This window comes from Enterovirga sp. (genome assembly GCF_035325185.1).
Lineage (GTDB): Bacteria > Pseudomonadota > Alphaproteobacteria > Rhizobiales > Beijerinckiaceae > Enterovirga.
This window is the reverse complement of sequence record NZ_DAOLAJ010000071.1, coordinates 1-16,926: the sequence shown is the minus strand read 5'-3', so window position 1 is coordinate 16,926 and position 16,926 is coordinate 1. Positions and strand designations below refer to the sequence as shown.

The 16,926-nt window shown below is 69.3% G+C and carries 12 protein-coding genes; 5 read left to right on the top strand and 7 right to left on the bottom strand.

Translation table 11 applies throughout. The annotated features are described in order from the left end of the window. From PKD06_RS13700 to PKD06_RS13680, 5 genes are all read right to left on the bottom strand, one after another. Nucleotides 1–483, bottom strand: a 483-nt coding sequence (locus PKD06_RS13700) for an aminotransferase class I/II-fold pyridoxal phosphate-dependent enzyme (RefSeq protein ID WP_324380957.1), incomplete at its 3' end; no start/stop codon positions are given. Nucleotides 484–670: 187 nt separating this feature from the next. Then, nucleotides 671–2,278 carry an ABC transporter ATP-binding protein gene (locus PKD06_RS13695; RefSeq protein WP_324380949.1) on the bottom strand — a complete coding sequence of 536 codons (1,608 nt, stop codon included), beginning with the start codon at nt 2,276–2,278 and terminating at the stop codon, nt 671–673. Then, on the bottom strand, nt 2,278–3,108 hold the full coding sequence (locus PKD06_RS13690; RefSeq protein WP_324380955.1) for an ABC transporter permease: 831 nt from the start codon (nt 3,106–3,108) through the stop codon (nt 2,278–2,280). The genes PKD06_RS13695 and PKD06_RS13690 overlap by 1 nt, the downstream gene beginning before the upstream one ends. Before the next feature lie 50 nt (nt 3,109–3,158). Continuing rightward, entirely contained in the window at nt 3,159–4,100 is a 942-nt protein-coding gene (locus PKD06_RS13685; RefSeq protein ID WP_324380947.1) for an ABC transporter permease, read from the bottom strand. Between the two features lie 9 nt (nt 4,101–4,109). Beyond that, entirely contained in the window at nt 4,110–5,696 is a 1,587-nt protein-coding gene (locus tag PKD06_RS13680; protein WP_324380945.1) for an ABC transporter substrate-binding protein, read from the bottom strand. Nucleotides 5,697–5,875: 179 nt separating this feature from the next. Between PKD06_RS13680 and PKD06_RS13675 the strand changes: the two genes are divergently transcribed. Beyond that, nucleotides 5,876–7,363, top strand: a complete 1,488-nt coding sequence (locus PKD06_RS13675) for a M81 family metallopeptidase (protein ID WP_324380943.1) — start codon at nt 5,876–5,878, stop codon at nt 7,361–7,363. A gap of 7 nt (nt 7,364–7,370) precedes the next feature. On the opposite strand, the gene PKD06_RS13670 is transcribed toward PKD06_RS13675, so the two are convergent. After that, nucleotides 7,371–9,779, bottom strand: a complete 2,409-nt coding sequence (locus PKD06_RS13670) for a heavy metal translocating P-type ATPase (protein WP_324380941.1) — start codon at nt 9,777–9,779, stop codon at nt 7,371–7,373. 77 nt (nt 9,780–9,856) lie between these two features. Here PKD06_RS13670 and PKD06_RS13665 point away from each other — a divergent pair, with 77 nt between their 5' ends. The 4 genes from PKD06_RS13665 to PKD06_RS13650 all read left to right on the top strand — a co-directional run bounded on the left by PKD06_RS13665 (nt 9,857) and on the right by PKD06_RS13650 (nt 15,222). After that, nucleotides 9,857–10,264: a MerR family DNA-binding protein gene (locus tag PKD06_RS13665; protein ID WP_324380953.1), complete on the top strand. Its 408-nt coding sequence runs from the start codon at nt 9,857–9,859 to the stop codon at nt 10,262–10,264. 89 nt (nt 10,265–10,353) lie between these two features. After that, nucleotides 10,354–11,358, top strand: a complete 1,005-nt coding sequence (locus PKD06_RS13660) for an HlyD family efflux transporter periplasmic adaptor subunit (protein WP_324380939.1) — start codon at nt 10,354–10,356, stop codon at nt 11,356–11,358. Beyond that, complete coding sequence (rbbA, locus tag PKD06_RS13655; protein WP_324380937.1) at nt 11,355–14,087, top strand: ribosome-associated ATPase/putative transporter RbbA; 2,733 nt, start codon at nt 11,355–11,357, stop codon at nt 14,085–14,087. The genes PKD06_RS13660 and rbbA overlap by 4 nt, the downstream gene beginning before the upstream one ends. Nucleotide 14,088: 1 nt before the next feature. Then, on the top strand, nt 14,089–15,222 hold the full coding sequence (locus tag PKD06_RS13650; RefSeq protein WP_324380935.1) for an ABC transporter permease: 1,134 nt from the start codon (nt 14,089–14,091) through the stop codon (nt 15,220–15,222). An 82-nt stretch (nt 15,223–15,304) separates the two neighbouring features. Here the strand turns inward: PKD06_RS13650 and PKD06_RS13645 are convergent. Continuing rightward, nucleotides 15,305–16,926 (bottom strand): DNA gyrase C-terminal beta-propeller domain-containing protein (locus PKD06_RS13645; protein WP_324380933.1); only part of this gene is annotated, 1,622 nt, incomplete at its 5' end.

Genomic DNA, 16,926 nt, shown 5'->3' with positions numbered 1-16,926 from the left:
GGGGTTGGCGGGACTCATCGCCAGGATGCCCGCGAGCGGCCCCTCCCCCGCCGCATCCGCGATACCCGGGGCGGTGAGCCGCCAGCCATCAACGGCCCGCAGCGGCACCGCCAGCATGTCGAGATCGAGCGCCGCGAGGATGTTCCGGTAGGCCGGATAGCCGGGCGCGGAGACGGCGACGCGGTCGCCCGGATCGAACATCGCCAGGAACGCGAGGACGAAGCCGGCCGAGGAGCCTGTGGTCACGACGACCCGCTCCGGCGCCACCGCGATCCCGTAGGCGTCGCGGTAATGCCGGGCGATCCGCTTCCGGAGCGGGGCGATGCCGAGCGCCTCGGTATAGCCGATGCGGCCATCCGCGAGCGCGACGCGGGCCGCTTCGAGGACGGGCCGCGGCGCGGGCGCGGAGGGCTGGCCGACCTCCATATGCACGACGCTGCCGCCTGCCCGCTCCTTCGCGGCCGCGGCGGCGAGGACATCCATGGCGAGAAAAGGCTGGACGCGGGCGATGCGACGGGCCGCGGCCGGCTCCGCCGCGTCCCGGACGATCGTCTCCGCTCGTGTCGCCACGTCTTCCGCTCCGAAAATCCCGCGCGCGAGGGCTCCATAAAGAGCTTGGGGTTTCGGCGAAATCGCCACCCCTCCGATATGGGGTAGAACAGGTTGCGGGCTAATGCCCGAACTTGCCCCGCCCCGGCGCCGCGGCGAAAAGGGCCTTCGTATAGTCGTGCTCGGGATGCACGAAGACGCGGCTCGACGGGCCGCTTTCCACGACCTTGCCGTTCAGCATGACGACGACGCTGTCGCAGATACGGGCAGCCACCCGCAGATCATGCGTGATGAAGAGGATGGCGAGGCCGAATTTCTCGCGGATATCCTCCAGAAGCTCGAGCACCTGCTTCTGGACGGAGACGTCGAGGGCGGAGACGGCCTCGTCGGCGATCAGCACCTGCGGCTTCATCGCCAGCGCCCGCGCGATGGCGATGCGCTGGCGCTGCCCGCCTGAGAATTCGTGCGGATAGCGCTCGAGCCCCGCCGGGTTCATGTCGACGAGCTGGAGCAGCTCGCGGCCTCGGGCCCAGGCTTCCTCGCGGCTCGTGCCGTAATTCATCGGCCCCTCGATGATCGACTGGCCGACCGTGCGGCGCGGATTCAGCGAGCGATAGGGGTCCTGGAAGATCACCTGGATGCGGTGGCGAACGGGCCGGAGGGCGGCGGCGGATTTGCGGCCGATCTCCTCGCCGTCCAGCAGGATCTCGCCGCCGGTCGGATCGATGAAGCGGGCGATGCAGCGCGCGAGGGTCGATTTGCCCGAGCCGGATTCGCCGACGATGCCGAGCGTCTCGCCCGGCTTGAGCGCGATCGACACCCGGTCGAGCGCCTTGACCGGGCGCCCTCCCCCGAAGACGCCCCCGCCATAGACCTTCTCGACCTCCCGCGCAGCGATCACGGGCGGCTTGTCGGGGATCGTCCGGGGCGGCGGGGGCTCCGCGCCCGGCACCGCGTCGATCAGCATGCGCGTATAGGGATCCTGCGGGTTGGTCAGGATCTCCTCGGCCGTGCCCTGCTCGACGAGCTTTCCCCGCCGCATCACCACGACCCGGTCGGCGATCTCGGCCACGACGCCGAAATCGTGGGTGATGAAGAGGATGCCGCTGTCGTGGCGAGCCTGAAGCTCGCGCATCAGCTTGAGGATTTGCGCCTGGGTGGTGACGTCGAGGGCGGTGGTCGGCTCGTCGGCGATGATCAAAGCGGGCTCGTTGGCGAGCGCCATCGCGATCATCACGCGCTGGCGCTGGCCGCCGGAGAGCTGGTGCGGATAGGCCGAGATCATCTCGCCCGCCCGCGGCAGGCGCACGTCCTCCATCAGCTCGAGGACGCGCTGGCGCTTCTGCGCGCGCGACAGCCGCGCGCCGTGCCAGTCCAGGGCCTCGGCGACCTGCTCCCCGACCGGCAGGACCGGGTTCAGCGCCGTCATCGGCTCCTGGAAGATCATCGCCATGCGGCTGCCGCGCAATTCGCGCAGCCGCGCCTTCGAGGCGGTGAGCGTGTTCTCGCCCTGGAGCAGGATCTCCCCCGCGACCGGCTTCAGGACGGGCGGCAGGAGGCCCATCGTCGAGAAGGCCGTGACCGACTTGCCCGAGCCGGATTCGCCGACCACGCAGACGATCTCGCGCGGGCGCACCGTGAGCGAGATGTCCTCCACGGCATGGCGCCGCTCGCCCCCGGTCGGAAGCGCGACGGTGAGGCCCCTGACCTCGAGGACAGGCGCGGCCATCACACGTTCCCCAGCCGCCGCGCGAGGCGCGGATCGAGCGTGTCGCGTAGCCCGTCGCCCATCACGTTGATGGCGAGGACGGTGGCGGCGACGCACAGGCCCGGAAAGAGGACCACCCAGGGCGCGATCTGGAAGCTCTGCCGGCCCTCGGCCATGATGTTGCCCCAGCTCGGCACCTCGGTCGGAATGCCCGCCCCGAGGAAGCTGAGGATGGCCTCGGTCAGGATGGCGAAGCCGCAGATATAGGTTGCCTGCACGATCAGCGGCGCGACGGTATTGGGCAGGACGTGCCGCCACAGCACCAGGGGCAAGGGCGTGCCGGCGCCGATCGCCGCCTCGACATAGGGCTCCTCGCGCACCGTCAGCACGACCGAGCGCACGAGCCGCGCGACCCGCGGGATCTCCGGGATCACGATGGCGACGATCACCGTGAGGATGCCTGCGCCCGAGAGCGTCACCATGGCGATGGCGAGGAGGATCGAGGGGATCGCCATGATCCCGTCCATGATCCGCATGACGATCATGTCGAGGATGCGCACATAGCCCGCCACCACGCCGACGAGGGTGCCGATCGTGACGGCGACGATCGCGACCGAGAAGCCGATCATCAGCGAGACGCGGGCGCCGTAGACCACGCGGCTATAGACGTCGCGGCCGAACTGGTCGGTGCCGAGCCACGCCGCGGCCGAGGGCGGGCGCAGGCGCAGGCGCGGGCGCAGCAGGATCGGGTCGGAGGTCCAGAGCAGGGGCGCGGCGAGGGCCGCGACCAGGACGATCGCGAGGACGACGAGGCCCGCGACCACGCTCGGATTGCGCAGCGCGCGGGGCAGGCGCCGCCGGGGAGCGGCAGCGGCCGGGGCCTGTGGGGCGTCGGCGGCGCTCAATAGCGGATCCTCGGATCGAGAAGGGTATAGGCGACGTCGATGCCGAGATTGATCAGCACGTAGAGGAAAGCGAAGAGCAGCGTCACGCCCTGGATGACGGGATAGTCCCGCGCCAGGACCGCATCGACGGTGAGCCGCCCGAGGCCCGGCAGGTTGAACACGCTCTCCGTGACGACGACGCCGGAGATCAGGAGCGCGATGCCGATGCCGATCACGGAAACGATCGGCACGGCGGCGTTGCGCAGCGCGTGGCGGGCGAGGACCGAACGCTCGCCGACGCCCTTGGCGCGGGCGGTGCGCACGTAGTCCTCGCCGAGGGTTTCGAGCACGCTGGCCCGCGTGATGCGCGCGATGAGCGCGATGTAGATGACCGACAGCGTGAGCGTCGGCAGGACGAGCCGGGTCGCGAAGGGCAGGAAGCCGTCGCGCAGCGGCGCATAGCCCTGCACCGGAAGCCAGCGCAGCTCCATGGCGAAGCCGAGGATCAGCAGATAGCCGAGCACGAAGACCGGGATCGAGAAGCCGATGACCGAGAAGGCCATCACGGCGCGGTCGACCCAGGTGCCGTGCCGCCAGGCGGCCAGGACGCCGAGCGGCACCGCGACCAGCACCGCGAACAGGATCGTCGATCCTGCGAGGGCCAGGGTCGGCTCGATCCGCTCCCCGATCAGCCGGGTGACGGGCTGGTTGGAGATGATCGAGGTGCCGAGATCGCCCTGCAGGAGCCGCCCCATCCAGTCGATGAACTGGATATAGGCGGGCTGGTCGAGCCCGAGCCGCATGCGGATCGCGGCGATCTGCTCGGGGGTCGCGACGTCGCCGGCCAGGATCGCGGCCGGATCGCCCGGCGCGAGCCGCAGCAGGGCGAAGACGACCGTCGCCACGACCAGGAGGACCGGGATCGTGGCAAGGACGCGGCCGAGGAGGAAGCGACCCATGGCGCGCCGCTATTTCTTCTCGATGTTCCAGAAGACCGGCGCCGCCGCGCTCAGGATGCCGGTCAGGCCGCGCGAGGCGACCGGCATCTTGTAGCTGCCGGTCGGATAATACATGCCGAGATCGTAGGCGATCTTCTGCACGTCCGCGGCGATCTGCTTCTGCTTGGCGGGATCGGTCTCGCGCGCATAGGCGTCGCGCAGCTTCTCCGCGTCGGGAACGTCGGGCCAGCCGAACCAGCCGCCATTCCTGCCGCGGCCGTTCACGCCGATATTGGCGATCGGGTTCAGGAGGTCGGCATTCTGCCAGATGGTGTGGAAGATGTTCCAGCCACCCTGCGCGACCGGATCCTGCTTCGCGCGCCGCCCGACGAGGGTCTGCCAGTCCATGGACTGGAGGTCGACCTTCATGCCGATATTGCGCAGGGCCTGCGCGGTGACGGGGCCGAGCGGCGCCACGATGGCGAGGTCGGTCGGCTGCATGATGACGACGGGCGTGCCGTCATAGCCGCTCTCCTTGAGGAGCGCCTTGGCCCGGGCGAGGTCGGTCTTCGGGGCTCCGGCATCGGTCCCGTTCGGCGTGCCGCAGACGAACATGGCCATGCAGACGCGATAATAGTCGGGATCGCCGATCTGCGCGTCGAGATAATCCTGCTGGCTCACGGCCAGCATCGCCGCCTGGCGCACCTTGACGTTGTCGAAGGGCGGCTGCGTCCAGTTCATGCGCATCATGCCCGAGAAGCCGAGATCGTCGTAATTGGTCAGCGTGATGCCTTTTTCCTTCTTCAGGATCGGCAGGAAATCGTGCGGAGGCTGCTCGATATAGTCGATCTCGCTGTTGATGAGGGCGTTCACGGCGGTCTGGTAGTCGGGGATGTTGATCCACTCGACGCGGTCGACCTTCACGACCTTGCCGCCGGAGAGATAGCTGGCCGGCTCGGAGCGCGGCACGTAGTCGGTGTTCTTCACGTAGACGACCTTGAGGCCGGGCTGGAACTCCTCCTTGACGAACTTGAACGGGCCCGAGCCGATCTCCTCCGGCACGTTCTGGTCGGCCGGGGTCATGGCGATGCGCTTGGGCATGATGAAGGGCGTGTTGCCGGAGGGCTTGCCGAGGGAGGCGAGGACGAGGCCGTAGGGCTCCTTCAGGACGAGCTTGAAGGTCTTGTCGTCGACCTTGACCCATTCCTTGGTGAAGTCGGCGAGCTTCTGGCCCATGCCGTCGCGCTTGCCCCAGCGCTGGATCGAGGCGATGCAGTCGTCGGAGGTGACGGGCGCCCCGTCATGGAACTTGAGCCCGTCGCGCAAGGTGAAGGTATAGGTCAGCCCGTCGGGGGAGACGCTGTAATCCTTCACCATCTGCGGCTTGACCTCGAACTTCTCGTCATAGGCGAAGAGGACGTCGTAGATCATGTAGCCGTGATCGCGGGCGATATAAGCCGTCGTGATGATCGGATCGGTGATCCGGAGGCCGGAATGCATCACGGCCTTGATGGTCTTCTTCGCCTGGGCGAAGGCCGGAGCGGCACCGAGCGAGATCGCGGCCACGATCACCGCGCCGAGCACCGGCCCGAGCCGGCGGCCCATTCCCGTCTTCATTCCCTCACTCCCCTTTTATTGTCGCGACCATCATGCACGGCGCGGGCCAAAGGGCCAGACGGGATTGCCGGTTTTCCAGGCGCAAGGCGGGGAGACGCCAAGGCGGGAGGACGCACTTGCCGGCCGGCGCCTTCCCCGGCCAAAATCCCGCCTCCCATGAGGGCCGAGGAATCCGCCGGGTGAAGATCTTCATCGCCACGCTCGCCACCGAGACCAATACCTTCGCGCCCCTCCCGACGGGATTGGCGGCCTTCAAGGAGAAGGAATATTTCCGCCGCGACGGCAGCCGACAGCCGCCGCGCATCGGCAATATCCCGCTGATCGAGTGGCGGCGCCTCGCCGAGCGCGACGGCCACGAGGTCGCCGAGAGCATCTCGACCTTCGCCCAGCCCGGCGGCACCACCCTGCGCGGGGCCTACGAGCAACTGCGCGGGGAGCTGCTGGAGGACCTGCGCGCCGCCATGCCGGTGGACGTGGTGCTGCTCTTCCTGCACGGCGCGATGGTGGCCGAGGGCTATGACGATTGCGAGGGCGACACGATCGCCCGGGTGCGGGAGATCGTCGGGCCGCAGGCGCTGGTCGGGGTCGAGCTGGACCTCCATTGCCATCTCACGGAGGAGATGCGGAAAGAGGCGGACGCGCTCGTCCTCTTCAAGGAATACCCGCATACCGATATCGGCGAGCGGGCGCCGGAACTCTACGACATCTGCGTCGACGCCGCGAGGACCGGCCGGCGTCCGGTCACCGCCTATGCCGATTGCCGCATGGTGAGCATGTGGCGCACCTCCCTCCCACCCATGCGGGCCTTCGTCGAGCGCATGCGGAGCTTCGAGGGCCGGGACGGCATCCTCAATGTAGGGCTCGGCCACGGCTTCCCCTGGGGCGACGTCGCGGAGGTCGGGGCGCAAATGGTGGTCGTCGGCGAGGACGAGGCGAAGGCGGCGGCGCTCGCGGACAAGCTCGCCGGCGAGTTCTTCGACCTGCGCGAGGCCACCGGCACGGCCTTCGACACGATCGACGAGGCGATCGACCGGGGCCTCGGGGGGCCGGCGGGCGCGGGGCCCCTGGTCCTCGCCGACGTCGCCGACAATGCCGGGGCGGGAGCCGCCTCCGATTCGACCTTCATCCTGCGCCGGCTCGTCGAGCGCGGCGTGCGCGACGTCGCGACCGGCCTCTACTGGGACCCCCTCGCGGTCGAGATCTGCCGGGAGGCTGGGATCGGGGCGAGCTTCGACCTGCGCATCGGCGGCAAGGTCGGGCCGGCCTCGGGCCAGCCGGTCGACCTGCGCGTCACCGTCCGGGGCCTGTCGGAAGCGCATGACCAGGGCGGGCTCAGCGGCGGGCGCCAGCCGCTCGGGCCCTCCGCCTGGGTCGAGCACGAGGGCATCCACATCGTCCTCGTCACGATCCGCCAGCAGGCTTTCGCGCCGGACGGCTTCACCGGGCTCGGCCTCACGCTCGGCGACAAGGCTTTCGTGGTGGTGAAGTCGATGCAGCATTTCCATGCCGCCTTCGCCCCCGTCGCGCGCGAGATCCGCTATGTCGCGGCGCCGGGCGCGGTGCCGCCCGACTACGCCGCGATCCCCTTCACCAAGCGCACGCAGCCCTTCTGGCCGAAGGTCGCCGACCCCTTCGCCGGCTCGAACAGCACCGAGCCGGCCCGGTGAGGCACGCTCAGATGCGGGCGGCCCGCAGCCGCAGCGCGTTGCCGATGACGCTCACCGAGGAGAGCGCCATCGCGGCGGCCGCGATGACCGGCGAGAGCAGGATGCCGAGGAACGGGTAGAGGATGCCTGCCGCCACGGGCACGCCCGCCGCGTTGTAGACGAAGGCGAAGAACAGGTTCTGGCGGATATTGGACATCACCGCGCGCGACAGCCTGAGCGCATGGACGATGCCGCCGAGATCCCCCCGCAGCAGCGTCACGCCCGCGCTCTCCATGGCGACGTCGGTTCCCGTCCCCATGGCGATGCCGATATCGGCCGCGGCCAGGGCCGGCGCGTCGTTCACCCCGTCCCCGGCCATGGCGACGACGCGGCCCTCGCGCTTGTAGCCTTCGACGATCGCCGCCTTCCGCTCGGGCAGCACCTCCGCCTCCACGGTCTCGATGCCGAGCCGCGTGGCGACCGCCTTCGCCGTCGTCCGGTTGTCGCCGGTCAGCATGACGACCCGGATGCCCTCCGCCCGCAAAGCCGCGAGGGCCGCGGGCGTCGAATCCTTGATCGGATCGGCGATCCCGATCACCCCCGCCAGATGGCCACCGATCGCGGCGAAGATCGCCGTGGCGCCGTCGCCCCGCAGCCTTTCGGCCTCCCGCTCGAGGGCGGAGGCGTCGATTCCCTGCTCGCGCAGGAAGGTCGCATTGCCCAGGACCACGCGCTGTCCGTCCGCCGTCCCGAGCGCGCCCTTGCCTGTGGGCGAATCGAAATCCGTCACGGGCGCGAAAGCGAGGCCGCGCTCCTCGGCGGCCGTCACGATCGCCCGCGCGAGCGGATGCTCGCTCGCCCGCTCGATGCTGGCGGAGAGCCGCAGCACCTCTTCCTCGCCGAATCCCGTGGCCGGGACCAGCGCCGTCACGGAGGGCCGGCCCTCGGTGAGGGTGCCGGTCTTGTCGATGACGAGGGTATCGACCTTCTCCATCCGCTCGAGCGCCTCGGCGTCGCGGATCAGCACCCCCTCGCGCGCGCCGCGACCCACGCCGACCATGATCGACATGGGCGTCGCGAGCCCGAGCGCGCAAGGGCAGGCGATGATCAGCACCGCGACCGCCGCCAGCAGCGCGAAGCTGATGCGCGGCTCCGGCCCGAACATCCACCACGCGGCGAAGGCGAGAGCGGCGACCGCGAGGACCGCCGGCACGAACCAGCCGGAGACCTGATCGGCGAGCCGCTGGATCGGCGCGCGGGAACGCTGCGCATCGGCGACGAGCTGGACGATCCGCGCCAGCATCGTGTCCCGGCCGACCTTCTCGGCCTCGATGACCAGCGCGCCACTCCGGTTCAGGGTGCCGCCGATGACGCGGGCACCCTCCCCCTTCGCCACGGGCATCGATTCGCCCGTGACCGTCGATTCGTCGATCGAGGAGCGGCCCTCGCGGACGGCGCCGTCCACCGGGACCGTCTCGCCCGGCCGCACGCGCAGGCGGTCCCCGACCTGGACCTCGTCGAGCTGGATCTCCTCTTCCGTGCCGTCCGGCCGGATCCGGCGGGCGGTCTTGGGCGACAGGTCGAGCAGCGCCCGGATGGCGCTTCCGGTGCTGTCGCGGGCGCGCAATTCGAGGACCTGCCCCAGGAGCACGAGGACGGTGATCACGGCCGCCGCCTCGAAATAGACCGGCACCGCGCCGCCATGGCCGCGCAGGGTTGCGGGGAACAGGCCCGGCGCCAGGGTCGCGACGATGCTGTAGAGCCAGGCCGCGCCCGTGCCGATGGCGACCAGCGTGAACATGTTGAGATGGCGGCTCACGATCGACCGCCAGCCGCGCTCGAAGAACGGCCAGCCCGCCCACAGCACGACCGGCGTCGCGAGCACGAGTTGCACCCAGTTGGAATTCTGCTGTCCGATCCGGTCGGTGATGCCGAACAGGTGCCCGCCCATTTCGAGCAGAAAGACCGGAAGCGCCAGCGCGAAGCCGATCCGAAGCCGGTGCGTCATGTCCGCAAGCTCGGGACTCGGCCCCGTCTCGGCGCTCGCGAGAAGCGGCTCCAGCGCCATGCCGCAGAGGGGGCAGGAGCCGGGGCCGACCTGCCGGACCTCGGGATGCATGGGGCAGGTATAGATCGTTCCCTCGGGAACCGGCTCCGCGGGAATGGCGGGCCGCCCTTCGAGATACCGGCCTGGATCGGCCAGGAACTTCGTCCGGCAGCCGGCCGAGCAGAAATAATAGGGTCGGCCCTCATGCTCGGCCCGGTGCTTCGCCGTGTCCGGGTTCACGTCCATGCCGCAGACGGGGTCCTTCAGCGTGGCCGCAGCCTTCCCCGAGCAGCAGCCGTGATGGCTGGCTTCGTGGCGAGGGGGAGCGGGCTCGGCATGTCCGCCGCAGCAGGAGCCCGCTCCCGCGCCGTGCCTGTGCTCATGGTCCATGGTTGACGCCTTTCCTTGGCGCTGTCTTGAGGCTTCCCATCATGGTAAGGTCAAGCCGGCAGGAGGGAGTTGGGGCATTGCGGATCGGACAGGCATCGAAGGCGTCGGGCGTCTCCGCCAAGATGATCCGCCACTACGAGGCCATCGGCCTCGTTCCGGGCGCGGACCGGCGCGAGAACGACTACCGGGACTATTCCCCCGCCGATATTCACCGCCTGCAATTCATCCGGCGCGCGCGCGACCTGGGATTCCCGATCGAGCGCATCCGGGTGCTGCTGCGCCTGTGGAGCGATGAGGGCCGCAGCAATGCCGAGGTCAAGGCGATCGCGCTCGAGCATGTTCGCGAGCTGGAGCTGAAGGCCGCGCATCTGCGCGAGATGGCCGCGACGCTCCAGCATCTCGCCAGCGCCTGCGATGCCTCCGGGCGCCCGGAATGCCCGATCATCCGCGGCCTGGAGGACGGCATCGAAATGGCGGCGCCCTAAAGGCGGGACGCTGTGGGCCGGCACGCAGCCGGCATGGTAAGCATCGCGCCGAGAGGACGGATATCTGAGCCCGGCCTCCGGAGACAGGCATGCGCTTTTCCCGAATCGCCCTCGCGGCCGTTTTCGCAGCGCTGATGCTGCCGCCGCCGGCCGTCCAGGCGCAGTCCCGGATCAAGGCGCTGATCGAGAGGCTGCGCGGCGACCAGATGCCGGAGGGCATCGTCAAGACGAACGGCCGCATCGAGGCGACGCAGATCGACGTGTCCTCGAAATATCCCGGCCGCCTCGCCGAGGTGAACGTCAACGAGGGCGACGAGGTCACGGCAGGCCAGGTGATCGCGCGGATCGCCTCGCCCGAATACGAGGCGCAGCTTCGCTCCGCCCAGGCGCAGGTGCTGCGCGCCCGCCAGGCCCTCGCCGAGGCGGAGGCGCTGATCGCGCAGCGCAAGAGCGACCAGAGCTTCGCGCGCACCGATGCCGACCGCGCCAAGGAACTCGTCGCGAAGGGCTATATCAGCAAGCAGGTCTACGACCAGCGCGTCGCCCGGGCCGATGCCGCCGATGCGGCGCTGCGGGCGGCGGAGGCGCAGCGCGACCAGGCCCATTTCGCGATCCGCGCCTCCGAGGCCGATGCCGAGCAGATCAAGGCGATCCTCGTCGATCTCGTGCTCGTCGCCCCGCGCAGCGGGCGCGTGCAGTACCAGCTCGCCCGCACCGGCGAGGTAGTGTCAGCCGGGACCCGCGTCGTCACCATCCTCGACCTGTCGGACGTCTACATGACGATCTACCTGCCGGCGGCGCAGGCCGGGCGGCTCGCGCTCGGCGACGAGGCCCGGATCATCCTCGATCCCGTCCCGCAATACGTCATCCCGGCGACGGTAAGCTTCGTCGCCGCGGACGCGCAGTTCACGCCGAAGACGGTCGAGACGGCGGAGGAGCGCGAGAAACTGGTCTTCCGCGTCAAGCTCCAGGTCGACCGGGACCTCCTCGCGAAATACCATCGCCGCGTGAAGACCGGCGTGCGGGGCCTCGGCTTCGTACGCACCTCTCCCGAGGCCAAGTGGCCCGATTCGCTCGCCGTGAAGCTGCCATGAGGACGGGCGAGCCCGCGGCCAGCCTCGCCGGGGTCACGCATCGCTACGGGCGCGTGAACGCCCTCGACGGGGTGACCCTGGATATCCCCTCCGGCCGCATGATCGGCGTGATCGGGCCGGATGGGGTCGGCAAGTCGACGCTGCTCGCGCTCGTCGCAGGCGTGCGCGCGATCCAGAAGGGCGCCGTCCATGCGCTCGGCGGCGATCTCGGCGTCACGGCCGAGCGGGAGGCGCGGCGCGGACGCATCGCCTATATGCCGCAGGGGCTCGGCCGCAATCTCTACCCGACGCTGTCGGTCTTCGAGAATATCGACTTCCACGCCCGGCTCTTCGGGCAGGACGCCGCGGAGCGCCGCGCCCGCATCGGCGAATTGCTGCGCGCGACCGGACTCGACCCCTTCGAGGAGCGCCCGGCCGCCAAGCTCTCCGGCGGCATGAAGCAGAAGCTCTCGCTCTGCTGCGCGCTGATCCACGATCCCGACCTCCTCGTGCTGGACGAGCCGACCACGGGCGTCGATCCGCTCTCCCGCGGGCAGTTCTGGGACCTGATCGACACGATCCGCGCCCGGCGGCCGGGCATGAGCGTGATCGTGGCCACCGCCTATATGGAGGAGGCGGAGCGCTTCGACTGGCTCGTCGCCATGGATGACGGCAAGGTCATCGCCACGGGCAGCCCGGACGAATTGCGCAGGCAGGCGGGGCAGCCGACGCTGGAGGCGGCTTTCGTCGGGCTCCTGCCCGAGGCCAAGCGGGCGCAATACCGGCCCGTGGAACTGCGCCCCCGCCGGGCGGCCGATGATGCGACGCCCGCCATCGAGGCCGAGGGGCTGACGCGCCGCTTCGGCGATTTCGTCGCGGTGGACCATGTCAGCTTCCGCATCGGGCGGGGCGAGATCTTCGGCTTCCTCGGCTCGAACGGCTGCGGCAAGTCCACGACGATGAAGATGCTGACCGGCCTCCTGCCGGCGAGCGAGGGCACGGCGAAGCTTTTCGGCCAGCCGCTTGCGGCCGACGACATGGAGACGCGAAGGCGCGTCGGCTACATGTCGCAATCCTTCTCGCTCTACAGCGAGCTGACGGTCCGGCAGAATCTCCTGCTTCATGCGGAACTCTACCACCTGCCGGCCTCGGAGATTGCGGGGCGCATCGCGGAGCTTCTGGCCCGGTTCGACCTCGGCAGCGTCGCCGACGAGCGGCCGGAGACCCTGCCGCTCGGCATCCGCCAGCGCCTGCAACTCGCCGTCGCCGTGCTGCACCGCCCGGCCATGCTGATCCTCGACGAGCCGACCTCGGGCGTCGATCCGATCGCGCGAGACGCCTTCTGGCGAACCCTCATCGACCTCTCGCGTGACGACGGCGTCACCATCTTCCTCTCGACCCATTTCATGAACGAAGCGGCGCGCTGCGACCGCATCTCCTTCATGCATGCCGGCCGGGTGCTCGCGGTCGGCACGCCCGAGGAACTGGTCCGCCAGCGCGGCGCGGACACGCTCGAAGACGCCTTCATCTCCTATCTGAAGGAGGCCGCCGGTATCACGGACACTCCCGCGTCCGAGCCGGAGGCGCCGGTCCTCGCCGCCCGGCCGGTCCTGCCTGCCCGCCGCTTCGATCCACGCCGACTCTGGGCCTGCGCCCGGCGCGAGACGATGGAACTGATCCGTGATCCGATCCGGCTCAGCTTCGCCCTGCTCGGGCCGATCCTTCTGATGCTGGCCTTCGGCTTCGGGATTTCCTTCGACGTCGAGAACCTGAAATTCGCGGTCTTCGACCAGGACAAATCGATGGAGAGCCGCCAGCTCGTCGAAGCCTTCTCCAGCTCACGCTATTTCGAGGAGCGCGCCCCGATCCGCTCCGCCGCCGAACTGGATCAGCGCCTCAGGAGCGGGGAGCTTCAGCTCGCGATCGAGATCCCGCCTTCCTTCGGGCGCGATCTCCAGGCCGGGCGACGCCCCGGCCTCTCGGTCTGGCTCGACGGCGCCATGCCCTTCCGGGCCGAGACCACGCGCGGCTATGTCACCGCCCTCGCGGCGCAATACGTGCAGAACCTCGCCTCCGGCGATGCCGCCTCGAGCCACGCCCTCCCTCCCGTCACGATCGAGACCCGTTTCCGCTACAACCAGGCCTTCAAGAGCGCCAACGCCATGGTGCCGAGCGTGATCATGCTGATGCTGATCGTCATCCCGGCGATCACCTCGGCGGTCGGGGTCGTGCGGGAAAAGGAGACCGGCTCGATCGCCAATTTCCGCTCGACGCCGATCAGCCGCTTCGAGTTCCTGTTCGGCAAGCAGCTTCCCTATATCGGGATCGCCATGGGGAGCTTCGTGCTGCTCACCCTCATCGCGCGGCTCGTCTTCGACGTGCCGGTCAAGGGATCGCTCCCGACGCTCGTCGCCGGGACGCTGCTCTACGTCGCCTCGACGACCGGGTTCGGGCAGCTCATCTCCAGCTTCACGCGCACCCAGGTCTCGGCCGTCTTCGCCACGGCGATCCTTTCGATCATCCCGGCCATCAACTTCTCCGGGCTGATGGTGCCGGTCGCCTCCCTGTCGGGGGGCGGGCGGATCATCGGCACGAGCCTGCCGCCGGCCTGGTACCAGCCGGTCAGCGTCGGCACCTTCACCAAGGGGCTCGGCCTCGCCGACCTGTGGCCGAACCTCCTGGCGCTGGGAGGCTTCTTCCTGCTCTTCCTCGTCGTGGCGCAGATCGGCCTGCGCAAGCAGGAAGCCTGAGATGGCGGCCCTCCTCGTCCATCTCCAGAACATCTTCCGCCTGACGGTGAAGGAACTGCGCAGCATCCGGGCCGACCCGGTGATGCTGATCCTCGTCGCCTATGCCTTCAGCATCGCGGTCTATACCGTGTCGCAGAGCGTGAAGATCGAAGCGCGCGACCTCACCATCGGCGTCGTCGACGAGGACCAGTCCGATTTCGCGCGCACCCTGCTCGGCGCCTTCGGGCCGCCTTTGTTCAAGCTCGCCGAGCGCATTTCCGCGAGCGAGATCGACACGCAGATGAATTCCGGCCGGCTCGTCTTCGTGCTGGAGATTCCGCCGAAATTCGAGGCCGACCTGCTCGCCGGCCGCCCGACCGAATTGCAGCTCAACGTCGATGCCACGGCCATGACCCAGGCCGGCAACGGCGCGGTCTATATCCAGCAGATCATCACGCAGGAGATCGCCAACCTGAAGGCGGGCCGCGAGACCTCGACCCCGCTTCCGGTCGATCTCGTGGTGCGGGCGCGCTTCAACCCGAACCTCGATTCCGGCTGGTTCAACTCGGTGATGCAGATCCTCAACAACATCACGCTCCTCACCATCGTGCTGACGGGCGCGGCGCTGATCCGCGAGCGCGAGCAGGGCACGGTCGAGCATCTCCTCGTGATGCCGGTGACGCCGGTCGAGATCATGCTCGCCAAGATGCTGGCCAATGCGCTCGTTATTCTTGTCGCCGCTGTCGCCTCCCTTACGCTCATCGTGGAGCTGGCGCTCGGCGTGCCGGTCGCGGGCTCCCTCGCCTTGTTCGTGACGGGCGCTGCGATCTATGCCTTCTGCGTCGCGGCGCTCGGCATCCTGCTCGGCACGCTCGCGACGACGATGGGGCAGTTCGGCCTCCTCGCCATCCCCGTCTTCGTCGTCACGCAATTGCTGTCCGGCGCCACGACGCCGATGGAGAGCATGCCGCCCTGGCTGCAATGGACCATGCAGATCCTCAGCCCGACGCCGCATTTCGTCGCCTTCTCCCAGGGCGTTCTCTACCGGGGCGCCGGGCTCGACATCGTCTGGCCGCAGATCGCGAAGATCGTAGCCATCGGGTCGGTCTATTTCGCCATCGCGCTCGCCCGCTTCCGCAAGGTGATCTTCGCGTAAGGCCGGCAGGACACGCCCCGCGGTTTCTGCCGCACCAACCCTCCCCGCCGCTTCGCGGGAGGGAGAGTTCCCCTGCGAGCCCTCAGCCCTCGCCTTCCTCGGAGCCGTTCTCCTCCTCGCCCACGAGGTGCTCGACCGAGACGACCTTGTCGCTCTCGCCCGTATTGAAGATCGTCACGCCCTGGGTCGCGCGGCCGACGACCCGGATGCCGTCCACCGGCACGCGGATGAGCTGGCCGCCGTCGGTGACGAGCATGATCTGGTCCTCGTGCTCCACGGGGAAGGAGGCGACGAGCCGGCCGTTGCGCCCGGTGGTCGCCATGGCCACGATGCCTTTGCCGCCGCGCCCCGTGATCCGGTACTCGTAGGACGAGGTCCGCTTGCCGAAGCCGCGCTCGGAGACCGTCAGCACGTGCTGCTCGGCCTCGCTCATCTCGACATAGCGCTCCTGCGGCAGGGCGCCCGCCTCGGCTGCCTCCTCGTCTCCCTCCTGGCCCTCGGCCTCGTCGGCCTGCCCTTCGATGGCGCGCCGCATCTTGAGATAGCTCGCGCGCTCCTCGGGGCTGGCCTCCGCGTGGCGCAGGATCGCCATGGAGATGACCGTGTCGTCCTTGGCGAGGTTGATGCCGCGCACGCCGGTGGAATCGCGCCCCTTGAAGACGCGCACCTCGGGGACGGGGAAGCGGATGCACTGGCCGGCGGCCGTGGTCAGCAACACGTCGTCCTGCTCCGAGCAGGTCGCGACCCCGATGATGCGGTCGCCCTCGTCGAGCTTCATGGCGATCTTGCCGCCCCGGTTCACCTGCACGAAATCCGACAGCTTGTTGCGGCGCACCGAGCCCCGGTCCGTCGCGAACATGACGTCGAGCGTCTCCCAGGACGCCTCGTCCTCGGGGAGCGGCATGATGGTGGTGATGCGCTCGTCGGCCTCCAGCGGCAGCATGTTGACGAGCGCCTTGCCGCGGGCATTGGGCGCGGCGAGCGGCAGGCGCCAGACCTTCTCCTTGTACGCCTGGCCGCGCGAGGAGAAGAACAGGATCGGCGTATGCGTGTTGGCGACGAAGAGGCGGGTGACGAAATCCTCCTCGCGCGTCTGCATGCCGGCGCGGCCCTTCCCGCCGCGGCGCTGCGCCCGGTAGGCCGAGAGCGGAACCCGCTTGATGTAGCCCGCATGGGAGACGGTGATGACCATGTCCTCGCGCTGGATCAGGTCCTCGTCCTCGACATCGGAGGCCCAGTCGACGATGTCCGTCCGGCGCGGAGTCGCGAACTGGCTCGCAATGCTCGTCAGCTCGTCCTTGATGATGCCCTGGATGCGCGCCCGCGAGCCCAGGATGTCGAGATAGTCCTTGATCTCGCTCGCGAGCTTCTGAAGCTCGTCGCCGATCTCGTCGCGGCCGAGGGCGGTGAGGCGGGCAAGGCGCAGCTCGAGGATGGCTCGGGCCTGCGCGTCCGAGAGCCGGTAGGTGTTCTCGGCGCTGACGCGGTGCCTCGGATCGTCCACGAGGGCGATCAGGGGCGCGATGTCGGCCGCGGGCCAGTCGCGCTCCATGAGCCATTCGCGCGCCGTGTTCGGATCGGGCGCGGTGCGGATGAGGCGGATCACCTCGTCGATATTGGCGACCGCGATGGCGAGGCCGCACAGGATGTGGGCGCGGTCGCGCGCCTTGTTCAGCAGGAACTTCGTGCGCCGGCTGACCACCT

Excerpts from the sequence above, each read along its gene's own strand:
- rbbA (WP_324380937.1), top strand. The coding sequence starts at position 11,355 with ATGAGGACGGGCGAGCCCGCGGCCAGCCTCGCCGGGGTCACGCATCGC.
- PKD06_RS13660 (WP_324380939.1), top strand. The coding sequence starts at position 10,354 with ATGCGCTTTTCCCGAATCGCCCTCGCGGCCGTTTTCGCAGCGCTGATG.
- PKD06_RS13685 (WP_324380947.1), bottom strand. The coding sequence starts at position 4,100 with ATGGGTCGCTTCCTCCTCGGCCGCGTCCTTGCCACGATCCCGGTCCTC.
- PKD06_RS13680 (WP_324380945.1), bottom strand. The coding sequence starts at position 5,696 with ATGAAGACGGGAATGGGCCGCCGGCTCGGGCCGGTGCTCGGCGCGGTG.
- PKD06_RS13670 (WP_324380941.1), bottom strand. The coding sequence starts at position 9,779 with ATGGACCATGAGCACAGGCACGGCGCGGGAGCGGGCTCCTGCTGCGGC.
- PKD06_RS13650 (WP_324380935.1), top strand. The coding sequence starts at position 14,089 with ATGGCGGCCCTCCTCGTCCATCTCCAGAACATCTTCCGCCTGACGGTG.
- PKD06_RS13695 (WP_324380949.1), bottom strand. The coding sequence starts at position 2,278 with ATGGCCGCGCCTGTCCTCGAGGTCAGGGGCCTCACCGTCGCGCTTCCG.